This is a genomic window from Janthinobacterium sp. FW305-128 (assembly GCF_020858135.1).
GTDB lineage: Bacteria > Pseudomonadota > Gammaproteobacteria > Burkholderiales > Burkholderiaceae_D > Janthinobacterium.
Genome location: NZ_JACYMK010000002.1, coordinates 65,934 through 88,600 on the forward strand (window position 1 = coordinate 65,934; position 22,667 = coordinate 88,600).

The window sequence follows — 22,667 nt, forward strand, 5'->3', positions numbered from 1 at the left end:
GGCTCGCTGGCGGCGTCAGCCTAGTCCTGCTTGCCGGTGGTGGCCTGGTCGCCGTACGTGGACAGGCTGTTCTTCGCCGTGTCCTTGGCGGCGGTCTCGGCCTTAGTGGCGGCCCCGCCGGCCTTGGCGATGGCGGCTGTGCCGTTCTTGCCCGACACCTCCATGGCGATGCCGGCCGTCTGGTTGCGTATGGTGGCGCCGAACAATTGATATACGCCGATGGCGGCGACGGCGATCAGGGCCACGATGACGATGTATTCCGTCATGCCCTGTCCCAATTGTTGCCGCATTGACTTGATTTTCCGCATAGCAGGTTTCATTTGAAATACCTTTCAGTTGAGAAAAGACAAACAATGGATGAATAAAAGAAGCAAGCACGCTCATCGTATGGCTGTTTTAATAAGCTGGCTTAATCGACATCAAGCCGACTGAGGATTTACGGGGAAGTGGGGCGGGATTGGCAGGCGTGCGCTGATAAAACAACAGACAATATTGCCAACTGAACGATGCACAGGAGGCGCCATGTCGGACATTATCGAACTGTTGCAATGGCCCGCCATGGCCGCTTCGCTGCTGGCGGCCTGGCTGGTGGGCTCGCGCATGGCCGCGCGGCGCCTTGCCGGGTTCTGGGTTTTCCTGTTCAGCAACGTGCTGTGGGTGTGCTGGGGCTGGCAAGACGAAGCCTGGGCCTTGATTGTGCTGAACGTTTGCCTGGCGCTGACGAATGTGCGCGGCATCGTCAAGAACGAGGGGCCGTGACGTCGCTTCCATTTGGATATTGTCAATGTGGAATGTTTTTTCGAGGCGGCATACATGCCGTGCCGCCGCCCCGCATCCATTTCAAGGCGGAAAATGGCCATTCTGGCCCGGTAGTTCCGGATATTTGCTGTCTTATATAAGATTCGTCGCCATCGGATACACAAACAGCGGCAGGACAGTCTAAAATACGCGGTGGGCAAGCACGGCGTCACCGCCGGCACACTAGCCGTCCAAAGCAAGGCTAACCGTCCTGTGTTTGGAATGAAGAAAGTTAACCACCAGGCATCACCGCATACAAGGGAATGAACATGGCAACACAAAAATCCAAAATCATCTACACGCTGACTGACGAGGCGCCGCTGCTCGCGACGTATTCCCTGCTGCCGATTATCAAAAAATTCACCGCGCCGGCTGGCGTGGACGTGGTGTCCAGCGATATTTCGGTGGCGGCACGTGTACTGGCTGAATTTCCCGAATTCCTGACGGACGCGCAAAAAGTCCCGAATACCCTGGCTGAACTGGGCAAATTGACCCAGAATCCGGACACCAACATCATCAAGCTGCCGAACATCAGCGCCTCGCAAGGTCAGTTGATCGCTTGCGTGCGCGAACTGCAAGGCCGTGGCTACAAGCTGCCCGACTATCCGGAAGATGCGAAGACAGAAGAAGAAAAAGCCTTGAAGGCCCGCTACGGCAAATGCATCGGCAGCTCGGTCAACCCGGTCCTGCGTGAAGGCAATTCCGACCGCCGCGCACCGAAAGCCGTCAAAGAGTATGCGCGCAAGCACCCGCATTCGATGGGCGAGTGGAGCCAGTCGTCGCAAACCCACGTTTCGCACATGCACCATGGCGACTTCTACCACGGCGAAAAATCGCTGACCCTGGAAAAAGCGCGCGATGTCAAGATGGAACTGGTCACGGCCTCGGGCAAGACCATCGTGCTGAAACCGAAGGTTTCCCTGCAAGCGGGCGAGATCATCGACAGCATGTTCATGAGCAAGAAAGCACTGCTGGAGTTCTACGAGAAGGAAATCGACGACGCCTTCAAGACGGGCGTGATGTTCTCGCTGCACGTCAAGGCCACCATGATGAAGGTCTCGCACCCGATCGTCTTCGGCCACTGCGTGCGCATCTTCTACAAGGACGCGTTCGCCAAGCACGCCGAACTGTTCGACAAGCTGGGCGTGAATGTCAACAATGGCATGAGCAACCTGTACGACAAGATCGACACGTTGCCAGCGTCGCAAAAGGATGAAATCCTCAAGGACCTGCACGCCTGCCACGCGCATCGTCCGGAACTGGCCATGGTCGATTCGGCCAAGGGCATCACCAACTTCCATTCGCCGAACGACATCATCGTCGACGCGTCGATGCCGGCCATGATCCGTATCGGCGGCAAGATGTGGGGTGCCGACGGCCGTCCGAAAGACGTCAAGGCAGTCATGCCGGAATCGACTTTCGCACGCATTTACCAGGAAATGATCGGCTTCTGCAAATGGCATGGCAACTTCGATCCGAAGACCATGGGCACCGTGCCGAACGTGGGCCTGATGGCGCAGCAAGCGGAAGAATACGGTTCGCACGACAAGACGTTTGAAGTGCCTGAAGGCGGCACCGCCAACATCACCGACCTGGAAACGGGCGAAGTGCTGCTGACGCAAACGGTGGAAGAGGGCGATATCTGGCGCATGTGCCAGGTCAAGGACGCGCCGATCCGCGACTGGGTCAAGCTGGCCGTCACGCGCGCGCGCAACTCGGGCATGCCTGCCGTGTTCTGGCTCGATTCCTACCGTCCGCACGAGAACGAAGTCATCAAGAAGGTCCAGGTTTACCTGAAGGAGCACGACACCAAGGGCCTGGACATCCAGATCATGTCGCAGACGCGCGCCATGCGCTACACGCTGGAACGCGCCTTCCGCGGCCTGGACACCATCTCGGTGACCGGCAACATCCTGCGCGACTACCTGACCGATCTGTTCCCGATCCTGGAACTGGGCACGTCCGCCAAGATGCTGTCGATCGTGCCATTGATGGCCGGTGGCGGCATGTACGAAACGGGCGCCGGCGGTTCGGCACCGAAACACGTCAAGCAGCTGGTGGAAGAAAACCATCTGCGCTGGGATTCGCTGGGCGAGTTCCTGGCGCTGGCCGTGTCGCTGGAAGACATGGGCATCAAGACGGGCAATGCGAAAGCCAAGATCCTGGCGAAAACCCTCGATGAAGCCACCGGCAAACTGTTGGACAACAACAAGTCGCCATCGCCACGCACCGGCGAGCTGGACAACCGCGGTAGCCATTTCTACCTGGCCATGTACTGGGCGCAAGCCCTGGCAGCGCAGAAGGATGATGCGGAACTGGCGGCGCACTTCGCGCCAGTGGCAAAAGCCCTGGCGGACAACGAAGAAAAGATCGTTGCCGAGCTGAAAGCAGTCCAAGGCAAGGAAACGGATATCGGCGGTTACTACCTGCCGGATCCCGCGAAGACGGAAGCGGTCATGCGTCCTAGCGCCAGCCTGAATGCCGTGCTCGACACCATCTGATGCAGTCCTGACAGGCAGTAAGTTCTTTACTGCCTGACAAAAAAAACGCCGCCGGAAGCGATTCCGGCGGCGTTTTTCATTTTCCCTGCATCTTACTGGCCCTGCATCTTACTGGTAGTGCTTGTAAACACTGGTGCTGCCATTGCTCTTGACCAGCAAGACGTCGTATGCATCCTTGCGCGGCCCTTCCATGCCTGGCGAGCCCATCGGCATTGCCGGCACGGCCAGGCCTTTCGCCTTGGGTTTTTCGCGCAGCAGCTGCTTGATGTCGCTGGCCGGCACATGGCCTTCGATGGCGTAGCCGTTGACGAGGCCCGTGTGGCAGGAGCCGAGCGCGTCGGGAATGCCGGCCAGCTTGCGGTATTGCGCCGGCATCTCGACGTTTTTCGCGCGCACCGTGAAACCGTTCGCTTCCAGGTGCTTGATCCATTCGGAACAGCAGCCGCACGAGGCGCTCTTGTAGACTTCAATGACGGGCAGGGCCGCCATGGCGAACGTGGGCAAGCCCAGCATGGCGGCGAAGGCGCCGCGCAGTATGTAATGTTTGATCATGTGCTGCTTTCAGACGAATAAAGTCTATCGTGGCCACCGCGGTGGCCTGCTTCGGACGAGCTTGAAATTTATGCGGAAAGCGGCCGCGGCGGCCGGCGCGGGCCGTCGGGAATGAATCCCGGCAGCAAGGTATCCGTTGCAGCGGCGACGCGTTGCGCACCCGTGCCGGCGGCGGCAGGCAGGGAGAGGCCGGGCGGCATCAAGGCGCCCAGGCAAAAGCTGGCACAGGCGCCGCACGCGGCATGCTTGGCAGGGGTCTTGTTTTCTTCCGGCATGCCGGCGTTGTCCGTGATGGCGGATGACTGCACGGCGTGATGCTGGCAAGCCGCTGCCATCGCGGTGGCAGGCGATGCCGCAAGCGGCGCGCACGCCCGCATGGCGCCCGCGGCGGCCGCCTGCAGCGGCACCGCCGCGATCAGCAGCAGGATCAGCCATGTTTTGAAGAGTCTTAGCATCGCCGGAAAGTATAGCATGCGGGTACTGTCGCCAGGGCAGGCTAGCGCGAGGCGGCGGCAAGCATCTTCGATGCATACATGGCCCGGTCCGCATGGCGCAACAGCAGTTGCATGGTATCGCCGTCTTCCGGATAGTGGGCCACGCCGATGCTGACGGTGATCCGCAATTGCTGTCCGTTACCCAGGTGCAGCGGCGCGGCCAGGGCCGCGTGGATCTTTTGCTCGATCAGGCTGACATCGGCCGGTGTGACATTGCTTTCCAGGAGCACGACGAATTCATCGCCGCCCATCCTGGCCAAGGTGTCGGTTTCGCGCATGCAATCGCGCAGGCGGCTCGCCACCGTTTGCAGCAGCAGGTCGCCACAGGCATGGCCGTGGTCATCGTTGACGCGTTTGAAGTTGTTCAAGTCCAGGAACAGCAGCGACAGCCGGCCTTCCTGGCGGTGTGCGCGGGCGAACGCCGTGTGCAGGCGGTCGTGGAACAGGCGGCGGTTCGGCAAACGGGTCAGTTCATCGTGCATGGCCATGAACTGCATTTGCGTCTGCAACTGCCGGCGCTCGATGGCGGTCGCTAGTTGCTTTGCGACAAATTGCAGCAAATCCTGGTCTTGCGCCGTGCCGATGACGGCATCCTGGCCGCCTTGCAAGGCCAGCGCGCCGATGCTGCCCAGCGAGGAATACAGGGGCACGGCAAGCCAGCACGAGGACAGGGCGCCAGCCGCCGTTTGCAGCGCCGGCGGCAGGCCGGCCAGTTGTCCCGCCTGCAGCAGCAAGGGACGGCCGCTGCGCAGGACTTCGTCGCACAGCAGGCTGGCCAGGGACGGCGTCGGCTGCGGCGCGCTGTCGCCGGCATGGCAGGTCATCAAAGGCTGTGCGCCGTGTTCGTCCTGCAGCAGCAAGGTCAGGCTGCGCGCAGGCAAGTGCTCGCCGATGATGTGCTGTATGCGGTACAGCAAGGCGGGCAAGTCCTGCGTCGCCTGCATGGCTTCGGAAATGGCGTACAGCGCTGCCTGCTTCGCCTGCGCCTGTTTCAGCAAGGTGATGTCGCGCGCCACGGCCACGCGCAGCTGGTCGGCGGCGGACCAGCGGGCCGACCACATGATGTGGGCCAGGCTGCCATCCTTGCGCAGGTAGCGGTTTTCAAAGTGCGTCTGCGCATGCCCATCCATGATGGCGCGCGCGGCGGCCAGGGTGCGCGCGCGGTCGGCGGGGGCGACCATGTCGAGCATGAGCTTGCCGATCATTTCCTGCTGCGTGTAGCCGAAGATGCGTTCGCAGGCGGCGCTGACGAACACGAAGCGCCCGTCCACGTCAACCATGCACACGGCGTCAAGCAGCAAATCGGTGAAACTGGCGACCGGCGCGCTAATCATATGTTTCATATGCCCACCATTCTAGTGGACATTGCCGATCGATATTGAAATTGTTGTTTTTAGGGATAAGTGACTGGGCAGCGCGACTTGCCCGGCGCAGGAGGGCAGCGTGGAACTGGCGATGGCCAGACTTTAATCACTGACGACAAACGCGCCCTGGTCGAGTTGATCCAGCGTGACGATGCTGCTGCTGCCCTGCGCGCCGCTGGCCTGGCTGAGCCGTGCATGCAGCTGGGTCAGATAGTCGGCGCGGCAGCGGCGCAGCACGTAATCGCGGAAGTTATCCTGTTCCAAGGCGTGCCAGGCGCGTTCGCGTCCTTGCGCCGAGCGCTTGCCGGCCAGCTCGATCAGCGCCGGCGTGATGTTGGCGTCGCCGCGGCTCAGGCGCGCGTAGCCGTAGCGGTCCATATACGGGCCGGTGAGCGTTTCGATGAGGTTGATGTCATCGTCCGATAGTTGCTGCCTGAATTTGTCGATGTTGGTCGCGATCGGTGCATGGCAGTTGGCCGACCAGAGCGATGACAACTGCGCGATTTGCCGCGCCTCCGCCGACGCGGCCACGTCCAGCATTTGCGGCAGGAAGGCGATGCCGAGAAAATCACATACCGTTTCGAGCGTCTCTTGTTGCCGCGACAGGAAATCTTCATAGCGTATCGTCAGCACGCGCTGCGGATAGCGTTGCACCACATGGTCGGCTGCCGCATGGGCGGCCAGCCAGGTCCTGGCATTGAGCAGCGTGTCGAAATCGTGGATGATGGCGCGGTTCATCGACGCCACTTGCGCGCGCGGATCGCGCACCACGTTCAGGAACAGCATGTCGGGATATAGCCGCACGATGTCGTCGGCGTAGTGCACGCTGTCGAGCGACTTGTCCATCACCACCTGCGCCTGGCGGCGTTCGCCCGCGCGCAGCAGCAGCTCCCACGCCACGCGGTGGATGCTGCGCGGCTGGCCGCGCAGCGTCTCGAACACTTCCACCGGATCGAAGACGACCCCCTGCCACTTGACCATGCTGGCCGCCGCCAGGCCCACCACATCGACCACCAGGCGAAAGTAGGCGCGGTCATCGCGCAAGTCGCCGTACAGGGGCAGCAGCGGCATCATGTCAACCAGGTGCAGTGGATACGGCGAATAAAACTGCGGCGACAGGTTCAGGCGCAGGCGCAGGGCATGGCTGCCGCAGCGGCGCAAGGGGATCATCATGACGGGGCGCGGGCGCGCGCCTTGGCCGGGATGGTGGCTGCTGATCATCTCATCATTCCTCGAAAAGGTGGCCGCGCGGCATCAGATGAAGTGCGGGCACAGTTGCTGGAACAGCCGCTCGCAGGCCTGTTCCAGCGACAGCACGCCCGTGTCCAGCATAAGCGCCGGCGCCAGCGGTGCCTCGTAGGGCGCGGAGACGCCCGTAAATGCAGGGATCAGTCCGGCTCGCGCTTTTTTGTACAGTCCCTTGGGGTCGCGTTCCTCGCATAGCGCGCTCGGCGTGCTGATATAGGCTTCGATAAAATTGTCGCTGCCGATGATCTGGCGCGCCATCTCGCGGTCGCTGCGCAGCGGCGAGATGAAGGCGCAGATGACCATCATGCCGGCATCGTTCATCAGCCTGGCCACGACGGCGCTGCGGCGGATGTTTTCCTGGCGGTCGCGGGGAGAGAAACCCAGGTCTCCATTCAGGTGGTGCCGCATATTGTCGCCGTCGAGCACGCAGCTCAGGTGACCCTCGGCCAGCAGCCGCCTTTCCAGCGCGTACGCCAGCGTCGACTTGCCTGCGCCGCTCAGGCCGGTCAGCCACAGCGTCGCGCCTTGCTGACCGGCCAGCAGGCCCCGTTGTTCCTTGCCGATATGGCTTGCATGCGGGAAGATGTGCGTCGCTACCACTTCGCCCGCAGCGGCGATCTGTTCCAGTTTACCCACGTGTGCCACTCCCCCGTTGCCGGCTCAAAACTGTTCCCACTCGATTTCGCTGGGCTTGGCGACGGCCGGACGAGCCGGCTTTGCCGTGGCGGGCGCGCGCCGTACTGCCGGCGGCGGTGGCTGACGGCTGACCAGGCGCAGTCCCGCATCGCGGCCGCCGGCGATGTTGCCCACGCGGAAGACGCTGACGACATCGTTCAGGCTGTTGACCTGTTCCTGCATCGCTTGCGCTGCGGCGGCGGCTTCTTCGACCAGTGCCGCATTTTGCTGCGTCACATTGTCCATTTGCGTCACGGCCATATTGATTTGCTCGATGCCAGCGGATTGTTCCTGGCTGGCGGACATCATTTCAGACATGATGCCGGTGACGCGCTTGACGCTGGCGACCACCTCGTGCATGGTCGATCCTGCCTGTTCGACCAGCCGGTTGCCGGCCTGGACCTTGTCGACCGAGTCGCCGATCAGGTCCTTGATTTCCTTGGCTGCGGCGGCCGAGCGCTGCGCCAGATTGCGCACCTCGGTGGCCACCACGGCAAAGCCGCGCCCCTGTTCCCCGGCACGGGCCGCCTCGACCGCCGCGTTCAGCGCCAGGATATTCGTCTGGAAGGCGATGCCGTCGATGACGGCGATGATGTCGACGATCTTGCGCGCCGAGACATCGATGGCCGCCATGGTGTCGACCACCTGCGCCACCACGGCGCCGCCCTTGGTGGCGACATTGGAGGCCGATTCGACCAGCCCGTTGGCCTGGCGTGCATGGTCGGTGTTGATGCGCACGGTGCTGGTTAGTTCTTCCATGGATGAAGCGGTTTGCTCCAGCGTACTGGCCTGCTGTTCCGTGCGCGAAGACAAGTCCAGGTTGCCCATGGCGATCTGGCCTGCCGCCGTGGCGATGGTCTCGGTGCTGGCGTGAACTTGCTGGACGATCTGCGCCAGGCTGTCGCGCATCGATTGCATGGCGTGCAGCAGGCTGTGCGTGTCGCCGGGGCGGGTATGAATGGGCACGGCCAGGTTGCCGCTGGCAATCTGCCCGGCGATCGCCGCCGCTTCGTCGGGCTCGCAACCGAGTTGGCGCGTCACGCTGCGCGTGATCAGCACGGCGGCCAGCAGGCTGGTGATGAGGGCCAGCGAGCCTATGCTCAGCATCACCAGGCGCGCCTGGCTGTAGGCCGCCTCGGCCATGCTGGAAGCCTCGTTATTCTGCTTTTCCTCGACGGCGATCAAGGTGCGCAGCAATTCCCACCAGCGCTTTTGCACGGGGCGGAATTCATAGCGCAGCAGTTTGTAGGCATCGTCCTGCTTGTGCTCCAGCGCCAGCGCGGCGGCCCGCTGAATGAAGGGCGCCGCCAGGTCGCTTTGTGTGCGGATCTGTTCGAGCAGGCTTTTTTCTTCGCTCGAGGTGCCTTCCAGCTTGGCGAACATTTCCCCCAGCTTTTGCTGGGCAGCGGCGTATTTTTTTTCCTGCTCCGCGATGCGCGCGACCTCGATCTGGATCTCCTTCTCCTCCTTCAGCAAAATCAGATTGCGCAGCGCCAGCGCCCGCTCGGTCACTGTCAAGTCCATAGTCTGGGCCAGCCTGGTTTCGACGTTGTTGACCTTGGTCGCTTCATCCATGCGGTCCTGGATTTGTCGCATGCTGGTCAGCCCCAGCGCGATGACCAGCAACAGGAACAGGGCGACCAGGCCAAAGCCCATGCCGAGCCGCTTGGCGATGGTTAAGTGCATAAATTTCATATTGCCTCCTTAAGGCCGTGCTTGCGGTTCCGAATAAGCATATGCAGCTTTATCACGAAGCACTCAGCGATCATATTGATTGCGGGCCGGCGAAATATCACACTTAGTCACTTTCATCATTTGAGCAACAGTAGAAATTTACTTGTGGCAACTGTTCAAATTGAGTTAGATGGCGAACACCTGCGAACGCTGGCATGGCGGCGGAGCATGATTTGTATCAAGAATGAAAAATTTTCATGCTCCCTTGCGCTCATGATTTCACATTTCACGTCGTTATAGCAGTGTCTGCTTAGCGCTTGAGATGCGACCCATCCCATGCTCTGAGAAAACATGGCAGTACTCGACGGCTACCAGTTATCAAAAAATGAAAGTTATGCATACTTTACCTAACCACCCATCTTCGTTTAGCAAGGCATAAGACCCATGACCTCCGTCTCCTCGATCCCGAGCTGGAATCCAAGTCCCTCACGCACGCTCAATGCCGCTGCCACCAAGGCGGATGCCGCGCCGTCTCCGGCGCCGAGCCCGTCCTCCATTGTTGACATCGGGGCGACGCAAGCCGTCGCGCAGCTGCTGCCTTCGCCGACGATATGGGAAAGCGCGACCCGCAACAAGGTGAGCGACGCGATGACAAAGAGCTTCTCTTCGCATGCGTTTGGCGGCCGCTTCAGCGGCCTGGGCGCGGCCATGCTGGGGCAGGCCAAGCTGGGCAACTACAATTTCTCGCAGGCGATGCGGCAGCCGCCGCCGAGCACCACGCCGAATGTCTATGCGGCGTCCGGCATCGCGCCGGGCAGCCTGCATGGCAATGGCGAAGACAAGGTTACCCTCAGCATCACGACCAAAAGCGGCGTGGAAGTCAAGCTGTCGCTCGACAGCCAGGGCGACGGCCTGGCCGTGAGCATGACAACCAGTGGCGACCTCAGCGACGCTGAAGCCAGCGCCCTGGGCGACCTGGCGAAGGGTTTTCAGGACGCCATCGATGGCATGGGACGGGATACGCCGAAAATCAAGCTGGAAGGCTTGATGCAGTTCGACCAGCAGTTGCTGGCGTCGGTGAAACTGCATGCGGAAGTCAAGGTGCGCGGCGAGATAGAGGGCGTGCAAACCCTGGATTTCCAGGCCGATGGCGCGCAGCGCCAGGTCAGCTTCAGCGGCGTGGCCGGCTCCCTGGACCTGAAGGTCGACGCCAGCCAACTCAATACCCTGGGCAGCAAGGAGCGGCAAGCCAAGGCGCTGGGCAGTTACATGAAGCAGTTCGACCAGGCGGCGTCGCGCGGCCATGGCGACGCGGGCCTGATGGCCATGCTCAAGGATAGCTTCACAGCCCTGCACAGCAATACCGCCGCGCCGCAAGCGGCCACGGACACGCCCGCGACGGGCAAGTGGCGCCTGGCGGCCGAGGACAAGTCCATCCTGACGGGGCTGGCCGATTTCAGCGCCTCCGTATCGCAAGCCGTGAAATTCAGCAATCCCATGCGCAGTTCGGAAAAGGATGGCTTCAATTATGAAGTGTCGCAAAAGACGCTGCAGGCCGGCGCCAGCCAGGACGAGCGGTCAATCAGGCAGCAGCAGCAATCGAAGCTCAGTGCCAGCTTCCATGAGACCCTCGTCCCCGGCGTGCCGCTGCGCCTGACGACCAGCACGGAATCGCAGAACTATACGTATCACCAGATCGAGGATACGGCCAGCAGCGACGCGCAGGTGGCCTACAAGGATGGCAAGATGGTGAAGGCGAGCTTGCGGCAGGAGGGCAATCAGTCCGAGCATGTCATGAAATATTTCTTGGGCAAGCTGGAATCGGACAAGACCATACCAGGCAATTATTCTGTGCTGCGCGATTTGCTGCCCGTGCTGGGGCCGTACCGGACGGACGAGCTGGGCATGACGCCCGAGAAGAAGGCGGAGCAGCGCCAGCAGGCGATGCTGACCCTGAGCGACGAGGTGCTGCTGCAATCGTATGCGGGCCAGACCATCGGCCTGTGGCGCGCCGACGTGCTGCCGGAAGAGGGCGGGGCCGCCGCTTAACAACAGACGGCGAGACCGCGTTGAATGCAAAAAGCCCGCCTTCCTGCGAAGACGGGCTTTTTGTTTGCTTGTTGCTTGGCTTGATGCGGTGTAAAACAGCCTATGCCTTGGCCTTGTTTTGCTTGATCCAGTAGCCGACGCCCAGCGCGGCCAGCCACACGGGAATCAGGTAGACGGAGATGCGCAGGCCCGGCGTCAGGTACATGATCACCAGGATGCCGGCCAGGAACACCAGGCACAGGTAGTTGGTGAACGGGTAGCCCAGGCTCTGGAACAGGGTCGTCTTGCCCTCGGCCTTCTTTTGCGCGCGGAAACGCAAATGGATCCAGCTGATCATGGCCCAGTTGATGATCAGCGCCGACACGACAAGGCCCATCAGCACTTCGAACGCTTCGCCCGGCATGAAGTAATTGACCACCACGCAGGCGCCCGTCGCCAGCGCGGACACGCCCAGCGCCACCAGCGGCACGCCGCGGCGGTTCAGGTGCAGCAGCGCGCGCGGCGCATTGCCTTGCTTGGCCAGGCCGAACAGCATGCGCGTGTTGCAGTACACGCCGCTGTTGTAGACGGAGAGTGCCGCCGTCAGCACCACCACGTTCAGGGCCGTGGCCACCAGGTTGCTGTCGAGCGCATGGAAGATCAGGACAAAAGGGCTGCCGCCGGTGACGACGTTTTGCCACGGGTACAGCGACAGCAGGATGCCGAGCGCGCCGATGTAAAAGATCAGGATACGGTAGATGGCCTGGTTGGTGGCGCGCGGAATCGTCGTGCTCGGATCATCCGCCTCGGCCGCCGTGATGCCTACCAGCTCCAGGCCGCCGAACGAGAACATGATGACGGCCATGGCCATCACCAGCCCCTGCCAGCCATTCGGGAAAAAGCCGCCGTGCTGCCACAGGTTGGCCACGGACGCCTGCGGCCCCGCGTCGCCGGAAGCGAGCAGATACGCGCCGAAGACGATCATGCCGATGATGGCGACCACCTTGATGATGGCGAACCAGAATTCCATCTCGCCAAACGCTTTGACATTGAGCAAACTGATGGCGTTGATGGCGCAAAAGAAGATCAGTGCCGAGACCCAGGTCGGCACGCCGGGCCACCAGTACTGCACGTAGATGCCGACGGCCGTCAGCTCGGCCATGCTGACGAGCACATACAGTACCCAGTAATTCCAGCCCGACAGGAAGCCGGGCAGGTGGCCGCAGTATTTGTCGGCGAAATAGCTGAAGGAGCCGGCGACGGGTTCGTCGACCACCATCTCGCCCAGCTGGCGCATGATCAAAAAGGCGATGACGCCGGCAATGCCATAGCCGAGCAGCACGGAAGGGCCGGCCATCTTGATTGTTTGCGCGATGCCCAGAAACAGGCCGGTGCCGATGGCGCCGCCCAGGGCGATGAGCTGGATGTGGCGGCTTTTCAGGCCGCGCTTGAGCTCTTGTGGTTCGGTATTCCCGACTGCCGTCATATGTTTTATCCTGTTTTTACGGGGCTGAGGTCGCTGATTCTAAAGCATGCACGGGCAAAGCAGGAGCGAAATGCATGTTGCACTGCGAAGGCGCAAGAAACGCCCCGCATCTTCGCCGAACGGCGCGCAAAACGGCGGCCCGGGCGACGCTTTACGCGGCAGCCGCGACGATGGCCGGTTCGTACACGGCCAGGAACTCTGGCGGCAGGCGGCGCGCGCGGCCGCTGCTCAATTCGATGCAGATCAAGTCCCAGCGTCCGCGCACGACGGTGGCGCCGTCGCTGTCGCGGATCAGCTGGAAGCGCCGTTCCATGCTGGAGCGCCCATCGCTGGCGCACAGCCAGGTGGCCAGGGTCAGCGCTTCGCCGGCCCGCGTCGGCAGCAGGTAGTCGTATTCGCCGCGGCGGATCGCCATGGCCCGGTCCAGGCGCCGGTAATCGTCGAGGTCCAGCCCCAGTGTGGCCGAGTGGTGCCAGGCGATATGCTCGCACCAGCGCACGTAGACGGCGTTGTTGGTGTGCTGCAAGCCGTCGATGTCGCCCGGTTCGGGCGTGACGGGCAGGGTGTGGGCGTGCGGATAATCCCAGTTCAAGAGCGCTCCTTTCGATGCGGTGGCGGCTGATTGTACGTGCTTGCGGTGTTTCCTTGTTTCCTGTCCGCAGCGCACGTCTGGAAAACACTGTTTTTCACATTGATGTATGATGCATCATAATTTTAAAAGATCAAAAACACGCATGAATCAGCAATTGGACACTCTGCAGCACGTCAACCTGGGCAAGTCCGTGTACGCGATGCTGCGCGACGCGCTGGCGGCCGGGCGTTTCCAGCCGAATGACCGCCTGCGCATCCGCGAGCTGGCGCTGCAGCTCGGTACCAGCGTCACGCCCGTGCGCGACGCGATGCTGCAGCTGGTGCAGGAAGAGGCGCTGGTGCTGCGCTCGCCGCGCGATTTCCGCGTGCCCGTGCTCAGCGTGGCGCGCTACCTGGAAATCCGCGCGCTGCGGCTGGAACTGGAAGGGCTGGGCGCGTTCGAGGCGGCGCAGCGCATCGACGACGCCACCCTGGCCGACCTGGAGCGCCTGCTGCAGGCGAACGAAGAGGCGATTGCGCGGCACGACTTGCCGGCGGCCCTGCAATGCAACCAGGCGTTTCACCTGGGCCTGGCGCAGGCGGCCGGCATGCCGACGTTAAAACGCTTCGTCGACCACCTGTGGATGCAGACGGCGCCCCTGATCGCCGCCGGCTACGCCAGCTTTTCGCCCGACATGCGCGTCGGCCACCACCACGCCATCATCGCCGCGCTGCGCCAGCGCGACGGGGCGGCTGCGCGGCGCGCCATCGAACAGGACATTCTCGACGGCGGCACGCAGATGCTGGCGTATGTGATGCGCCAGGAGCGCATCCACGCCGGCGCAACACAACTAGACAAGGAAGCACATGACGCAGAACACGCACAAGACTGAACAGAAGATTGAACAGAAAACGGCCATCGTCACGGGCGCCAGCCGAGGTATCGGCCACGCCGTGGCAGAGCGCTTCCGCAGCCTGGGCTGGCGCGTGATCACCGTGTCGCGCAGCCCGATTCCGGGCGGCTGCCCGCGCAGCCAGGAGCACAACACGCATGTGTGCATGGATCTGTCGGACCTGAGCCAGATCGGGCAGATGGTCGACACCCTGCGCCCCATGCTGGGCGACTCGAAATTGCACGCGCTGGTGAACAACGCGGGCGTGTCGCCGAAGGGGCCGGGCGGTTCGCGCGTCAATTCGCTGACCACCGACATGCAGACCTGGCAGGAAATGTACAACACGAATTTCTTTGCGCCGCTGGCCCTGACGCGTGGCTTTGCGCAGGAACTGTCGAACGCGCACGGCGCCGTCGTGAACCTGTGCTCGATCGCCGGCTACCGCGTGCACCCGTTCGCCGGCTCCGCCTACGCCAGCTCGAAGGCGGCGCTGGCGTCGCTGACGCGTGAGATGGCCAACGACATGGCGCCGCTGAACGTGCGCGTGAATGCCATCGCGCCGGGCGAGATCGACACGGCGATTCTGTCGCCGGGCACCTCGCACATCGTCGACACGCAAATCCCCCTGCGCCGCCTGGGCACGACGGCCGAAGTGGCGGATCTGGTGGAGTTCCTGTGCAGCGAGCGCGCCTCGTACATCACGGGCGCGGAAATTCCCATCGACGGCGGCCAGCGCATTTAACTGACAGGGAAGATCGCATCACACGACATATCGGCATCGTCGGCTGCTCGGCCGAAGGCGCGGCCCTGTGCTACCGCACGATTTGCGAAGAGGGCGCGCATGCGCTGGGAGCGTTGAACATCCGGAAGTGACGCTGCATACGCCGCCGCTGGCGCGCTATGTGGCTTGCCTGAACGGGGGGCGACCTGGCCGGCGTGGCAGAGCTGATGCTGGCATCGGCGCTCGATTCCACGCGCTTGCTGGCGCGCGCCGCCTTGCGCCGGGCGCTGGACGCCTGACTATTTATTCAGCTGCGTGTCCAATTGCGCCTGCAGGGCGGCCACCACCAGCGCGTGATCGTCCGCCTGCGCCAGGCCGGACACGGTGACCGTGCCGACCAGTCCCACGCCGCGTATCAGCAGGGGAAACGCGCCGCCGTGGCCCGCGTACTCGATGTCATCGAGGTACTTCACGTCTTCGAAGGTGCTGCCCCGGCTTTTATACGAGATGCCCATGTAGTAGGAGCTGCGGCAAAAGCGCTGCACCGTGTTGTTTTTGCGGCGTATCCAGTCCGCCTGGTCCGCCGTGGCGCCCGTCATGGCGTGGTGGAACAGGACCTGGCCGTTGCGCGTGATGTTGACGGTGACGGCCTTGCCCCGCTTGCGCACTTCCTCGACGATCCACAGGCCCACGGCCAGCGCCGCATCGTTGTCGAAGCGTTCGAATTGCAGGGATTCTTCCTGCTGCGCCAGGGTGTGCAGCAAATCGGCGTAATGATCCATCGTGGAGGCGGGTGGTAGTGGCTGGAAGCGCTACTGTAGCGCACCGTGGGGGCTTTTTGTGTAATGCGGCTAAAATAGGCGGCATGAACCTGTCCCTGTTTGCAGATGAAGACGACGTCCCGGCCGGACCGGTGCCGCTGGTGCCCGGATCGTCCGCGTCGGTCCTGCTGCGCCGTTTTGCGTTGCCGTATCTGCCCGAGCTGCTGCCGGCGCTGGACGCCATCGTGCTGGCCGCGCCCCTGCGCCACATGGCCACGCCGGGCGGTTTGCGCATGTCCGTGGCCATGAGCAATTGCGGCCCCCTGGGCTGGGTCACGGATGGGCGCGGCTACCGCTACGCGCGGCTCGATCCCGCCAGCGGTGTACCCTGGCCGCCCATGCCGCCCGTGTTCCTGTGCCTGGCGCAGCAAGCGGCGCTGGCGGCCGGCTATCCGGGCTTCACGCCCGACGCCTGCCTGGTCAACCGCTATGCGCCCGGTGCGCGCATGGCCCTGCACCAGGACCGCGACGAATGCGATTTCAACGCGCCCATCGTTTCCGTCTCGCTCGGTTTGCCCGCCACCTTTTTGTTCGGCGGCGCCGAGCGCAGCGACAAGGCGGCCCGCATCGCGCTGCTGCACGGCGACGTGGTCGTGTGGGGCGGCGCCGACCGCCTGCGCTTCCACGGCGTGGCGCCGCTGAAGGAGGGCGAACACGCGCTGCTGGGCGCGCAGCGCATCAATTTGACGTTTCGCAAGGCTGCCTGAGCTGGCGCCACGGCGTGGCCGGCTTGACGATGTAGTGCGCATGCACATGGCGCCACGGAATGGCCAGGTAGACCAGCACCACGAACGCGCATTCAAACGCGGTTGCCGCGGTGGCGGGATCGATCTGGCCGCTCAGCCATTGCGGCAGCGGCACGAGCAGCAGCCAGATGGTCTTCCACAGCGCCTCCCACAGCAGCAGGGGCAGCATCTGCAGCGGATAGCGCAAGCCCAGCAAACATAGCAGCGAAAACGCGGCCAGCATGCAGTTGACGGTGCCCCGCGCCAGTTCCCACGGCGCGTGCGGCGTGACGATGCCGGGCCACAGCACGCTGCCCAGCCCCAGGACAACCAGCAGATACATGGCGCGCAGCGCATACAGACGGGCGGTCGATACGGTATTCATGGTGCGGTCTCCTGGTCGTGGGGTGGCTATGAAAGGGTTTACTCGACTTCTTTGAGTATCGTTTCCAGGCTGCCCAGGCGCGCCTGGATCTGCGCCACGGAAGCGTTCAGCGCGGCCAGCGAAACGGCCGTTTCCGCTTGCGCGGCGGCCATGGACTTGGCCAGCTCCTGGTAGGCGCCGTCCTGCGCCAGCCGGGCGCGCGCCTGCACGATGCCGGACGTATATTTGAGGGCGAAGATGATGACGGCGGCCGTGCAGGGGAAGAAGAAGGCGGCGAAAAAGACATTTTCAGACATGATGACCTCTACAGTTCAGGATTAATCGGCGTTGGGGGTGAGCGAGGACGCCGCGGCGGCGATGCTGGCCGGCGTCAGCAGCAATTCAAATGGGCTGGCTTCGAAGTAATTAAGGGCCTTGCCGTCATGCGACAGTTCCAGCTGGCTGGTGACGAGGCCCGCGTGTTCCAGCTTTTGCAGGTGCAAATGCAACAGGGGCCGGCTGATGCCCAGGTCGCGCGCCAGCTGGCTGATGTAGTTGCGCCCGCCGCTGGCCAGGGCTGCGATGATGCGCAGCCGGTGCGGATTGTCGAGCGCCGCCAGCATGGTCAGCAAGCGCTCGCCGGTGGGATGGGGTGTATTTGTATCTGTCATGTGTCAACATTATCTGACATGTGTTAGTGAGTCAAGATAAAACATTCGCCGTTTTAATGCAAGATACTTGCAAATACGGCGCATTTTCTCCATGATATGCAACTTTTTTGCATATGGAGCCTTGACCATGAAGCGCGATTCCCTTTCTTCGCCCCTGCCCGACGTGGCGGCCGGCCCCCATCTGGGCCACCCTTTGCCATTGGAATGGGTCGGCATGCAGGGCATCGCCTTGCCGCTGTGGCTGGAAGAGGGCGGGCAGGCGCAGCAAGTGCATGCGTGGGCCGACGTGCATGTCGATCTGCCCGCTCCGCGCATCAAGGGCATCCACATGTCGCGCCTGTATTTGCTGCTCGATGCCTTTGCCGCCGCGCAGCCGCTCGATGCGGGCGCCCTGGCCGCCGTGTTGCGGCGCATGGTGGACAGTCACGCCGACTGCGGCAGCACGCAGGCGCGCATCGCGCTGGCGTTTCCCGTGCTGCGGCGCCAGCCGGCGCTGTTGACGGCGGGACTGGCAGGCTGGAAATCGTATCCTGTGCGCCTGCAAGCGAGCTGCTCCCCGCAGGGCTTTGCCCTGTCCCTGACGGTGGAGATCGGCTACTCGTCGACCTGTCCCTGTTCGGCGGCGCTGGCGCGGCAACTGCTGGCCGACGCCTTTGCGGCGCGGTTCGGCAATGGCGGCATCGACGGCGCGGCCGCGCACGCCTGGCTGCGGGAGCATGCGAGCCTGGCCACGCCGCACAGCCAGCGCAGCACGGCGACGGTCACCGTGCCCTTGACGGAACAGGCGGAGCTGGATCTGTTTCCCCTGATCGACCGGGTGGAAGTGGCGCTGGCGACACCCTTGCAGACGGCCGTGAAGCGGGCGGACGAGCAGGCGTTCGCGCGCCTGAATGGTGCTAATCTGATGTATGTGGAAGACGCGGCCCGCCGCGTGCAGGCGGCGCTGGCGCCACATTATGCGCAGGCGCGTGTTACCGTACGGCATATGGAAAGCCTGCATCCGCACGATGCCGTGGCGCAGGCGGGCCAGCTTGCCTGAGCTTTTCACTCAACCACCGTGGAGGAAGACCGCATGCCGGAGAACATCACGCAGGACCCTGGCGAAGACAGCCTGGAAGAGGAACTGGAGCGCGAGCGGCGCGAGCATGCGCTGATCGACGAGGAAAAACTGGGCATGGACGAGCTGGAAGAGGAACATTTGAAGCGGGAACGTCAGCCGGGCGTGCCGGCGGGGCGCTAGCGCGCATGCACTGCATCAGCGCTGGCATCGCGCCGCGCCGCCCGGTACAATTTCGCTTTGTCATTCTCCCTCAGCCCCGGAGGCCCATGAAATATCGCGCATTGTTCCAGTTTATCCTTGGCCTGACAGGCGCCGTCCTGGCCGGCTCGCAAGCCCATTCCGCCACCATCTGCACCGCCATGGCCGACGCCAAGACAGGCGCCGTCCTGCTGCAGGAGGGCAATTGCATCGACCGCGTTACGCCCGCGTCCACGTTCAAGATCGCGCTCAGCCTGATGGGCTATGACGCCGGCTTCCTCAAGGACGAGCACAAGCCCAGCCTGCCATTTCGCCAGGGCTATGTGGACTGGGGCGGCGAAGCGTGGCGCCAGGATACGGACCCGTCGCGCTGGATGCAGTATTCCGTGGTCTGGTATTCGCAGCAGATCACACAGGCGCTGGGCGCCGAGCGCTTCCAGAAATATGCCAAGGCATTGCGCTATGGCAATGCGGATGTGTCGGGCGACCCGGGCAAGGACAACAGCCTGGAGCGCTCGTGGATCAGCTCTTCGCTGAAAATCTCTCCGCTGGAACAGCTGGGCTTCTTGCGCAAGCTGGTCAACGATCAATTGCCCGTCACCAAGCAGGCCATGGAGCAGACGCGACGCCTGACGCGCCTGGCGGACGTGGGCGGCTGGCAAGTGCATGGCAAGACGGGCGCCGCCTTCCCGCGCAAGCCTGACGGCAGCTTCGACGAAGCGCATGGCTACGGCTGGTTCGTGGGATGGGCCAGCAAGGGCGGGCGCAGCATCGTGTTCGCGCGCCTGGTGCAGGATGAGCAGAAGGGCTTGCCATCGGCGGGCTTGCGTACGCGCGAAGCCATGCTGAAAGAATTGCCGGCCCTGCTGGAGCAGGCGCAGAAGTGACGGCCAGCATCGTCGTCGCCACCTTCATCGCCACCGAGGGCGAGTACCTGGAAGCCGTCATCGAGGTGGGCGGCCAGCGCCTGCACGTGATGGACGAGTTCGGCGGCGGGCAACTGGCCGCCGGCACGCAAGTCCAGCTCGAACTGTGGCCCATGGCCAGCGAAATCGACGACTGGGATTCCATTTTCCGCGCCAATTCTGGCCGGGAAAAGCGCCTGGTACGCCTCGATGGCTGGCGCTACCTGGCGCTCGGCGTCGTCACCCAGGTCGATCCCGTCGTCTGCGACTGCGGCCTGCTGCAGGTCGAAGACGCTTTCCATACGCGCGACGAACGCTGCGTGGGCGCGTATGTGGGCGTCACGCTGGCGCGCCTCGATGCTTGCTTGGCGTAAATTCCGGCCCGCTTTGTTGCCCGCCCTATATACTTGCTGAAACGGATTTCCCGGCATCAGACAAGGTTACAAGCATGGCATCAGGCATGGAGCAGTTTCAGGAAAAAGCACGGCAGGCGTTCATACGCGCGCGCGCGCAGGCAGTGCGCGTGGCGGGAGTGGTGTGGACAAAAGCGGTGGCGCTGTACCGGCGCGGCCACGCGCACTTGATGACCTTGCCGCCCGTGCGGCGCGCGCTGGTGCTGGCCTTATGGTCGTTTTTGGCCCTGCTGGCGCTGGTGATCCTGTACATGCTGTTGCTGATCCCCCTGACGCCGAGCATCCACGACTTGCGCCAGGCGCGCGCGGCCGCGCCGACCACCATGGTCAGCGCCGATGGCAAGGAACTGGCCCGCTTCGACCAGGGCTTGCAGGAGCGGGTCACGTTAAAGCAGATTTCGCCGAACGTGATCAGTGCGCTGATCTCGACGGAAGACCACCGTTTCTACGAACACCACGGCATCGACTTCACGCGCACGGCCGGCGCCATTCTGCATACGGCAGGGGGCAACCCGCAAGGCGGTTCCACCATCACGCAGCAGCTGGCGCGCAATATGTTTCCCGAGGAAATCGGCCGCTCGCGCAACCTGAACCGCAAGCTCAAGGAATTGATCACAGCCCTGAAAATCGAGGCCACCTACAGCAAGACGGAAATCCTGGAAGCCTACCTGAACACGGTTCCCTTCCTGTACAACACCTACGGCATCGAAATGGCGGCCCGCACGTATTTCGACAAACCCGCCGCGCGCCTCGACATCCTGGAAAGCGCCACCCTGGTCGGCATGCTCAAGGGGACGAATTACTACAATCCCGTCGGCAATCCCGAACGCTCCCTGCAGCGGCGCAACGTGGTGCTGGGCCAGATGCGCAAGCACGACGTCATCGACGAGGCGCGCTACAAGCAGCTGATCAAGCGTCCGCTGCGCCTGCATTTCGAGCGCCAGAGCGAGCGGGCGCAGTCGGACAGCCATTTCACGGCCTATGTGCGCAAGTGGCTGATCGACTGGGCCGACGAGAACGACTACAACCTGGAACTCGATGCGCTGGTGGTGCACACCACGCTCGACTACGACTTGCAGCAGGCGGCCGAGCGCGCCGTCGAGCGCCAGGCGAATGCCTTGCAGGCGATCGCCGACGTGGAATGGAGCCGCGCCGGCGTGCCGTCGTCCACGTCGACGGGCATGTACGCGGGCATGCAGGGCGGCAGCGTGCCCTTCGATTATTTCTGGAAATCGCATCCGGCGCTGCTGGACGCCTTCGTGCGCGAGTCGGGCGACTACCGCAAGCTGACGGCGGCCGGCGGCACGCCCGAAGCGGCGCTGGCGCAGCTGAAGGGCGACCGCGCCTTCATGGCGGCCCTGCGCAAGTCGAAGACGCGGCTGGAAGCGGGCTTTGCGGCCATGGACCCGGCCACGGGCGCCGTGCGCGCCTGGGTGGGCAGCCGCGACTTTGCACGCGAACAGTTCGACCACGTGTCGCAGGCGGCGCGCCAGCCCGGTTCCACCTTCAAACCCATCGTGTATGGCGCGGCGCTGGAAAAGGGACTGAGCCCTGAGCACGTCTACCGCGATGCCGTGATGGACATCAAGGCGGCCGACGGCACCAAATGGCGCCCGACGGACATGAGCGGCACGACGGGGCGCGACATGACCATGCGCGACGGTCTCGTGTACTCGAAAAACACGATCACGGCGCAGGTGATGCAGGACGTGGGCTTGCCGCCGATCATCAAACTGGCGCGCGCGCTCGGCATCCGCGACAGCAAGCTGGAAAAAGTGCCATCCTTGGCGCTGGGTACCAGTCCCGTCACTTTATTGGAAATGGTCAACGCTTACGCCAGCATCGCGGCCCAGGGCGAGGCCCGTCTGCCGTTCGTCGTCACGCACATCACGGACCGCGAAGGCAAGGTCATCGCCCGCTTCGGCGAAGACAAGCCCAAGCGCGCCATGCAGGCCGAATCGGCCGCCACCCTGACGGACATGATGCGCGGCGTGATCGACCGGGGCACGGGCACGGCCATCCGCAGCCGCTTCGGCATCCGCTCCGACGTGGCCGGCAAGAGCGGCACCACGCAAAACAATGCGGACGGCTGGTTCATCCTGATGCACCCGGAACTCGTCGGCGGCGCCTGGGTGGGTTTCAACGACGCGCGCGTCACCATGCGCAGCAATTACTGGGGCCAGGGCGGCCACAACGCCGTGCTGGTGGTGGGCGACTTCTTCAAGACGGCGCTCGACACGGGCAAGATCGCGCGCGACGCCATCTTCCCCGGCGGCAAGCCGCCACCACCGCTGCGCCACGTGGAACCCGTCGAGGAACCGCAGGATGAACCGGTGGAAGAGCCGGGCGATCTGTTGCAGGAAGGCGCGCCGCCCGCGCCGCTGGCCGTGCCGGCGGAAGAGGGCGGGCAGGAAGCGCATGGCAAGGCGGTGCCGGAACCGGCTCCCGCGCCCGTCCCGGCGCCGCAGCCAATGCCGCAAGGCTAGCGGCCACGATGTTATTTGAT

General features: G+C 63.4%; 24 protein-coding genes and 1 pseudogene. 12 read left to right on the top strand and 13 right to left on the bottom strand.

Going from position 1 to position 22,667, the window contains the following annotated elements; genetic code table 11:
• Positions 1–20 precede the first annotated feature (20 nt).
• Positions 21–320 carry a Flp family type IVb pilin gene (locus IGS60_RS05015; protein WP_230502779.1) on the bottom strand — a complete coding sequence of 100 codons (300 nt, stop codon included), beginning with the start codon at positions 318–320 and terminating at the stop codon, positions 21–23.
• A gap of 202 nt (positions 321–522) precedes the next feature.
• Here IGS60_RS05015 and IGS60_RS05020 point away from each other — a divergent pair, with 202 nt between their 5' ends.
• The gene (locus tag IGS60_RS05020; protein WP_070218524.1) at positions 523–759 is read left to right on the top strand and encodes a hypothetical protein; all 237 of its coding nucleotides are present in this window, start codon (positions 523–525) and stop codon (positions 757–759) included.
• Positions 760–1,067: 308 nt separating this feature from the next.
• Positions 1,068–3,299: an NADP-dependent isocitrate dehydrogenase gene (locus IGS60_RS05025; RefSeq protein ID WP_070218577.1), complete on the top strand. Its 2,232-nt coding sequence runs from the start codon at positions 1,068–1,070 to the stop codon at positions 3,297–3,299.
• Positions 3,300–3,407: 108 nt separating this feature from the next.
• Here IGS60_RS05025 and IGS60_RS05030 read toward each other — a convergent pair whose 3' ends face one another.
• The 6 genes from IGS60_RS05030 to IGS60_RS05055 form a co-directional block, all read right to left on the bottom strand.
• Entirely contained in the window at positions 3,408–3,851 is a 444-nt protein-coding gene (locus IGS60_RS05030; protein ID WP_070218523.1) for a DUF411 domain-containing protein, read from the bottom strand.
• A 68-nt stretch (positions 3,852–3,919) separates the two neighbouring features.
• Positions 3,920–4,306: a hypothetical protein gene (locus tag IGS60_RS05035; protein ID WP_230502781.1), complete on the bottom strand. Its 387-nt coding sequence runs from the start codon at positions 4,304–4,306 to the stop codon at positions 3,920–3,922.
• A gap of 41 nt (positions 4,307–4,347) precedes the next feature.
• Complete coding sequence (locus IGS60_RS05040; RefSeq protein ID WP_306798464.1) at positions 4,348–5,688, bottom strand: diguanylate cyclase; 1,341 nt, start codon at positions 5,686–5,688, stop codon at positions 4,348–4,350.
• A 123-nt stretch (positions 5,689–5,811) separates the two neighbouring features.
• Entirely contained in the window at positions 5,812–6,930 is a 1,119-nt protein-coding gene (locus IGS60_RS05045) for a sulfotransferase (RefSeq protein WP_230502783.1), read from the bottom strand.
• A gap of 33 nt (positions 6,931–6,963) precedes the next feature.
• Positions 6,964–7,593: an adenylyl-sulfate kinase gene (gene cysC, locus IGS60_RS05050; RefSeq protein ID WP_070218576.1), complete on the bottom strand. Its 630-nt coding sequence runs from the start codon at positions 7,591–7,593 to the stop codon at positions 6,964–6,966.
• A 24-nt stretch (positions 7,594–7,617) separates the two neighbouring features.
• Entirely contained in the window at positions 7,618–9,327 is a 1,710-nt protein-coding gene (locus tag IGS60_RS05055; protein ID WP_175444826.1) for a methyl-accepting chemotaxis protein, read from the bottom strand.
• 423 nt (positions 9,328–9,750) lie between these two features.
• Between IGS60_RS05055 and IGS60_RS05060 the strand changes: the two genes are divergently transcribed.
• Positions 9,751–11,355: a hypothetical protein gene (locus IGS60_RS05060; RefSeq protein WP_230502785.1), complete on the top strand. Its 1,605-nt coding sequence runs from the start codon at positions 9,751–9,753 to the stop codon at positions 11,353–11,355.
• Positions 11,356–11,455: 100 nt separating this feature from the next.
• Here the strand turns inward: IGS60_RS05060 and IGS60_RS05065 are convergent, their stop codons facing one another.
• Positions 11,456–12,820 carry an amino acid permease gene (locus IGS60_RS05065; protein ID WP_070291489.1) on the bottom strand — a complete coding sequence of 455 codons (1,365 nt, stop codon included), beginning with the start codon at positions 12,818–12,820 and terminating at the stop codon, positions 11,456–11,458.
• Positions 12,821–12,971: 151 nt separating this feature from the next.
• Positions 12,972–13,412, bottom strand: coding sequence for a thioesterase family protein (locus tag IGS60_RS05070; protein ID WP_070291488.1), 441 nt, complete (start codon positions 13,410–13,412; stop codon positions 12,972–12,974).
• Positions 13,413–13,554: 142 nt separating this feature from the next.
• Here IGS60_RS05070 and IGS60_RS05075 point away from each other — a divergent pair, with 142 nt between their 5' ends.
• The 3 genes and pseudogenes from IGS60_RS05075 to IGS60_RS05085 all read left to right on the top strand — a co-directional run.
• A complete protein-coding gene (locus IGS60_RS05075; RefSeq protein ID WP_230502787.1) occupies positions 13,555–14,283 on the top strand; it encodes a GntR family transcriptional regulator in 729 nt (242 codons plus the stop codon).
• A complete protein-coding gene (locus tag IGS60_RS05080) occupies positions 14,258–15,025 on the top strand; it encodes an SDR family NAD(P)-dependent oxidoreductase (protein WP_083287408.1) in 768 nt (255 codons plus the stop codon). The genes IGS60_RS05075 and IGS60_RS05080 overlap by 26 nt, the downstream gene beginning before the upstream one ends.
• Positions 15,026–15,042: 17 nt before the next feature.
• A pseudogene (locus tag IGS60_RS05085) lies at positions 15,043–15,197 on the top strand (aspartate racemase); the annotation flags it as partial.
• Between the two features lie 106 nt (positions 15,198–15,303).
• Here the strand turns inward: IGS60_RS05085 and IGS60_RS05090 are convergent.
• Complete coding sequence (locus IGS60_RS05090) at positions 15,304–15,786, bottom strand: heme-degrading domain-containing protein (RefSeq protein WP_230502789.1); 483 nt, start codon at positions 15,784–15,786, stop codon at positions 15,304–15,306.
• A gap of 83 nt (positions 15,787–15,869) precedes the next feature.
• On the opposite strand from IGS60_RS05090, the gene alkB reads away from it, so the two are divergent.
• A complete protein-coding gene (gene alkB, locus IGS60_RS05095) occupies positions 15,870–16,532 on the top strand; it encodes a DNA oxidative demethylase AlkB (protein ID WP_230502791.1) in 663 nt (220 codons plus the stop codon).
• Here the strand turns inward: alkB and IGS60_RS05100 are convergent.
• From IGS60_RS05100 to IGS60_RS05110, 3 genes are read right to left on the bottom strand one after another with little or no spacing between them, the layout of a single operon-like run.
• On the bottom strand, positions 16,504–16,935 hold the full coding sequence (locus tag IGS60_RS05100; RefSeq protein WP_230502793.1) for a hypothetical protein: 432 nt from the start codon (positions 16,933–16,935) through the stop codon (positions 16,504–16,506). The two genes, alkB and IGS60_RS05100, sit on opposite strands and share 29 nt — an antisense overlap.
• Before the next feature lie 38 nt (positions 16,936–16,973).
• On the bottom strand, positions 16,974–17,231 hold the full coding sequence (locus IGS60_RS05105; RefSeq protein ID WP_230502795.1) for a hypothetical protein: 258 nt from the start codon (positions 17,229–17,231) through the stop codon (positions 16,974–16,976).
• Between the two features lie 21 nt (positions 17,232–17,252).
• The gene (locus tag IGS60_RS05110; protein ID WP_230502797.1) at positions 17,253–17,585 is read right to left on the bottom strand and encodes a winged helix-turn-helix domain-containing protein; all 333 of its coding nucleotides are present in this window, start codon (positions 17,583–17,585) and stop codon (positions 17,253–17,255) included.
• 127 nt (positions 17,586–17,712) lie between these two features.
• Between IGS60_RS05110 and folE2 the strand changes: the two genes are divergently transcribed.
• The 5 genes from folE2 to IGS60_RS05135 all read left to right on the top strand — a co-directional run bounded on the left by folE2 (position 17,713) and on the right by IGS60_RS05135 (position 22,647).
• Complete coding sequence (gene folE2, locus IGS60_RS05115; RefSeq protein ID WP_230502799.1) at positions 17,713–18,624, top strand: GTP cyclohydrolase FolE2; 912 nt, start codon at positions 17,713–17,715, stop codon at positions 18,622–18,624.
• Positions 18,625–18,657: 33 nt separating this feature from the next.
• A complete protein-coding gene (locus tag IGS60_RS05120; protein WP_230502801.1) occupies positions 18,658–18,825 on the top strand; it encodes a hypothetical protein in 168 nt (55 codons plus the stop codon).
• Positions 18,826–18,911: 86 nt separating this feature from the next.
• Positions 18,912–19,730, top strand: a complete 819-nt coding sequence (gene blaOXA / locus IGS60_RS05125; RefSeq protein WP_230502802.1) for a class D beta-lactamase — start codon at positions 18,912–18,914, stop codon at positions 19,728–19,730.
• The gene (locus IGS60_RS05130) at positions 19,727–20,122 is read left to right on the top strand and encodes a hypothetical protein (protein ID WP_230502805.1); all 396 of its coding nucleotides are present in this window, start codon (positions 19,727–19,729) and stop codon (positions 20,120–20,122) included. Before blaOXA ends, IGS60_RS05130 begins: the two co-directional genes overlap by 4 nt.
• Before the next feature lie 74 nt (positions 20,123–20,196).
• Positions 20,197–22,647 carry a transglycosylase domain-containing protein gene (locus tag IGS60_RS05135; RefSeq protein WP_230502806.1) on the top strand — a complete coding sequence of 817 codons (2,451 nt, stop codon included), beginning with the start codon at positions 20,197–20,199 and terminating at the stop codon, positions 22,645–22,647.
• Positions 22,648–22,667 lie beyond the last annotated feature (20 nt).

What these genes read in the sequence shown, in the direction of transcription:
- IGS60_RS05015 (WP_230502779.1), bottom strand. Translation starts at nt 320, where the DNA reads ATGAAACCTGCTATGCGGAAAATCAAGTCAATGCGGCAACAATTGGGA.
- IGS60_RS05020 (WP_070218524.1), top strand. Translation starts at nt 523, where the DNA reads ATGTCGGACATTATCGAACTGTTGCAATGGCCCGCCATGGCCGCTTCG.
- IGS60_RS05025 (WP_070218577.1), top strand. Translation starts at nt 1,068, where the DNA reads ATGGCAACACAAAAATCCAAAATCATCTACACGCTGACTGACGAGGCG.
- IGS60_RS05030 (WP_070218523.1), bottom strand. Translation starts at nt 3,851, where the DNA reads ATGATCAAACATTACATACTGCGCGGCGCCTTCGCCGCCATGCTGGGC.
- IGS60_RS05035 (WP_230502781.1), bottom strand. Translation starts at nt 4,306, where the DNA reads ATGCTAAGACTCTTCAAAACATGGCTGATCCTGCTGCTGATCGCGGCG.
- IGS60_RS05040 (WP_306798464.1), bottom strand. Translation starts at nt 5,688, where the DNA reads ATGAAACATATGATTAGCGCGCCGGTCGCCAGTTTCACCGATTTGCTG.
- IGS60_RS05045 (WP_230502783.1), bottom strand. Translation starts at nt 6,930, where the DNA reads ATGATCAGCAGCCACCATCCCGGCCAAGGCGCGCGCCCGCGCCCCGTC.
- IGS60_RS05055 (WP_175444826.1), bottom strand. Translation starts at nt 9,327, where the DNA reads ATGAAATTTATGCACTTAACCATCGCCAAGCGGCTCGGCATGGGCTTT.
- IGS60_RS05060 (WP_230502785.1), top strand. Translation starts at nt 9,751, where the DNA reads ATGACCTCCGTCTCCTCGATCCCGAGCTGGAATCCAAGTCCCTCACGC.
- IGS60_RS05065 (WP_070291489.1), bottom strand. Translation starts at nt 12,820, where the DNA reads ATGACGGCAGTCGGGAATACCGAACCACAAGAGCTCAAGCGCGGCCTG.
- IGS60_RS05075 (WP_230502787.1), top strand. Translation starts at nt 13,555, where the DNA reads ATGAATCAGCAATTGGACACTCTGCAGCACGTCAACCTGGGCAAGTCC.
- IGS60_RS05080 (WP_083287408.1), top strand. Translation starts at nt 14,258, where the DNA reads ATGACGCAGAACACGCACAAGACTGAACAGAAGATTGAACAGAAAACG.
- IGS60_RS05090 (WP_230502789.1), bottom strand. Translation starts at nt 15,786, where the DNA reads ATGGATCATTACGCCGATTTGCTGCACACCCTGGCGCAGCAGGAAGAA.
- alkB (WP_230502791.1), top strand. Translation starts at nt 15,870, where the DNA reads ATGAACCTGTCCCTGTTTGCAGATGAAGACGACGTCCCGGCCGGACCG.
- IGS60_RS05100 (WP_230502793.1), bottom strand. Translation starts at nt 16,935, where the DNA reads ATGAATACCGTATCGACCGCCCGTCTGTATGCGCTGCGCGCCATGTAT.
- IGS60_RS05105 (WP_230502795.1), bottom strand. Translation starts at nt 17,231, where the DNA reads ATGTCTGAAAATGTCTTTTTCGCCGCCTTCTTCTTCCCCTGCACGGCC.
- IGS60_RS05110 (WP_230502797.1), bottom strand. Translation starts at nt 17,585, where the DNA reads ATGACAGATACAAATACACCCCATCCCACCGGCGAGCGCTTGCTGACC.
- folE2 (WP_230502799.1), top strand. Translation starts at nt 17,713, where the DNA reads ATGAAGCGCGATTCCCTTTCTTCGCCCCTGCCCGACGTGGCGGCCGGC.
- IGS60_RS05120 (WP_230502801.1), top strand. Translation starts at nt 18,658, where the DNA reads ATGCCGGAGAACATCACGCAGGACCCTGGCGAAGACAGCCTGGAAGAG.
- blaOXA (WP_230502802.1), top strand. Translation starts at nt 18,912, where the DNA reads ATGAAATATCGCGCATTGTTCCAGTTTATCCTTGGCCTGACAGGCGCC.
- IGS60_RS05135 (WP_230502806.1), top strand. Translation starts at nt 20,197, where the DNA reads ATGGCATCAGGCATGGAGCAGTTTCAGGAAAAAGCACGGCAGGCGTTC.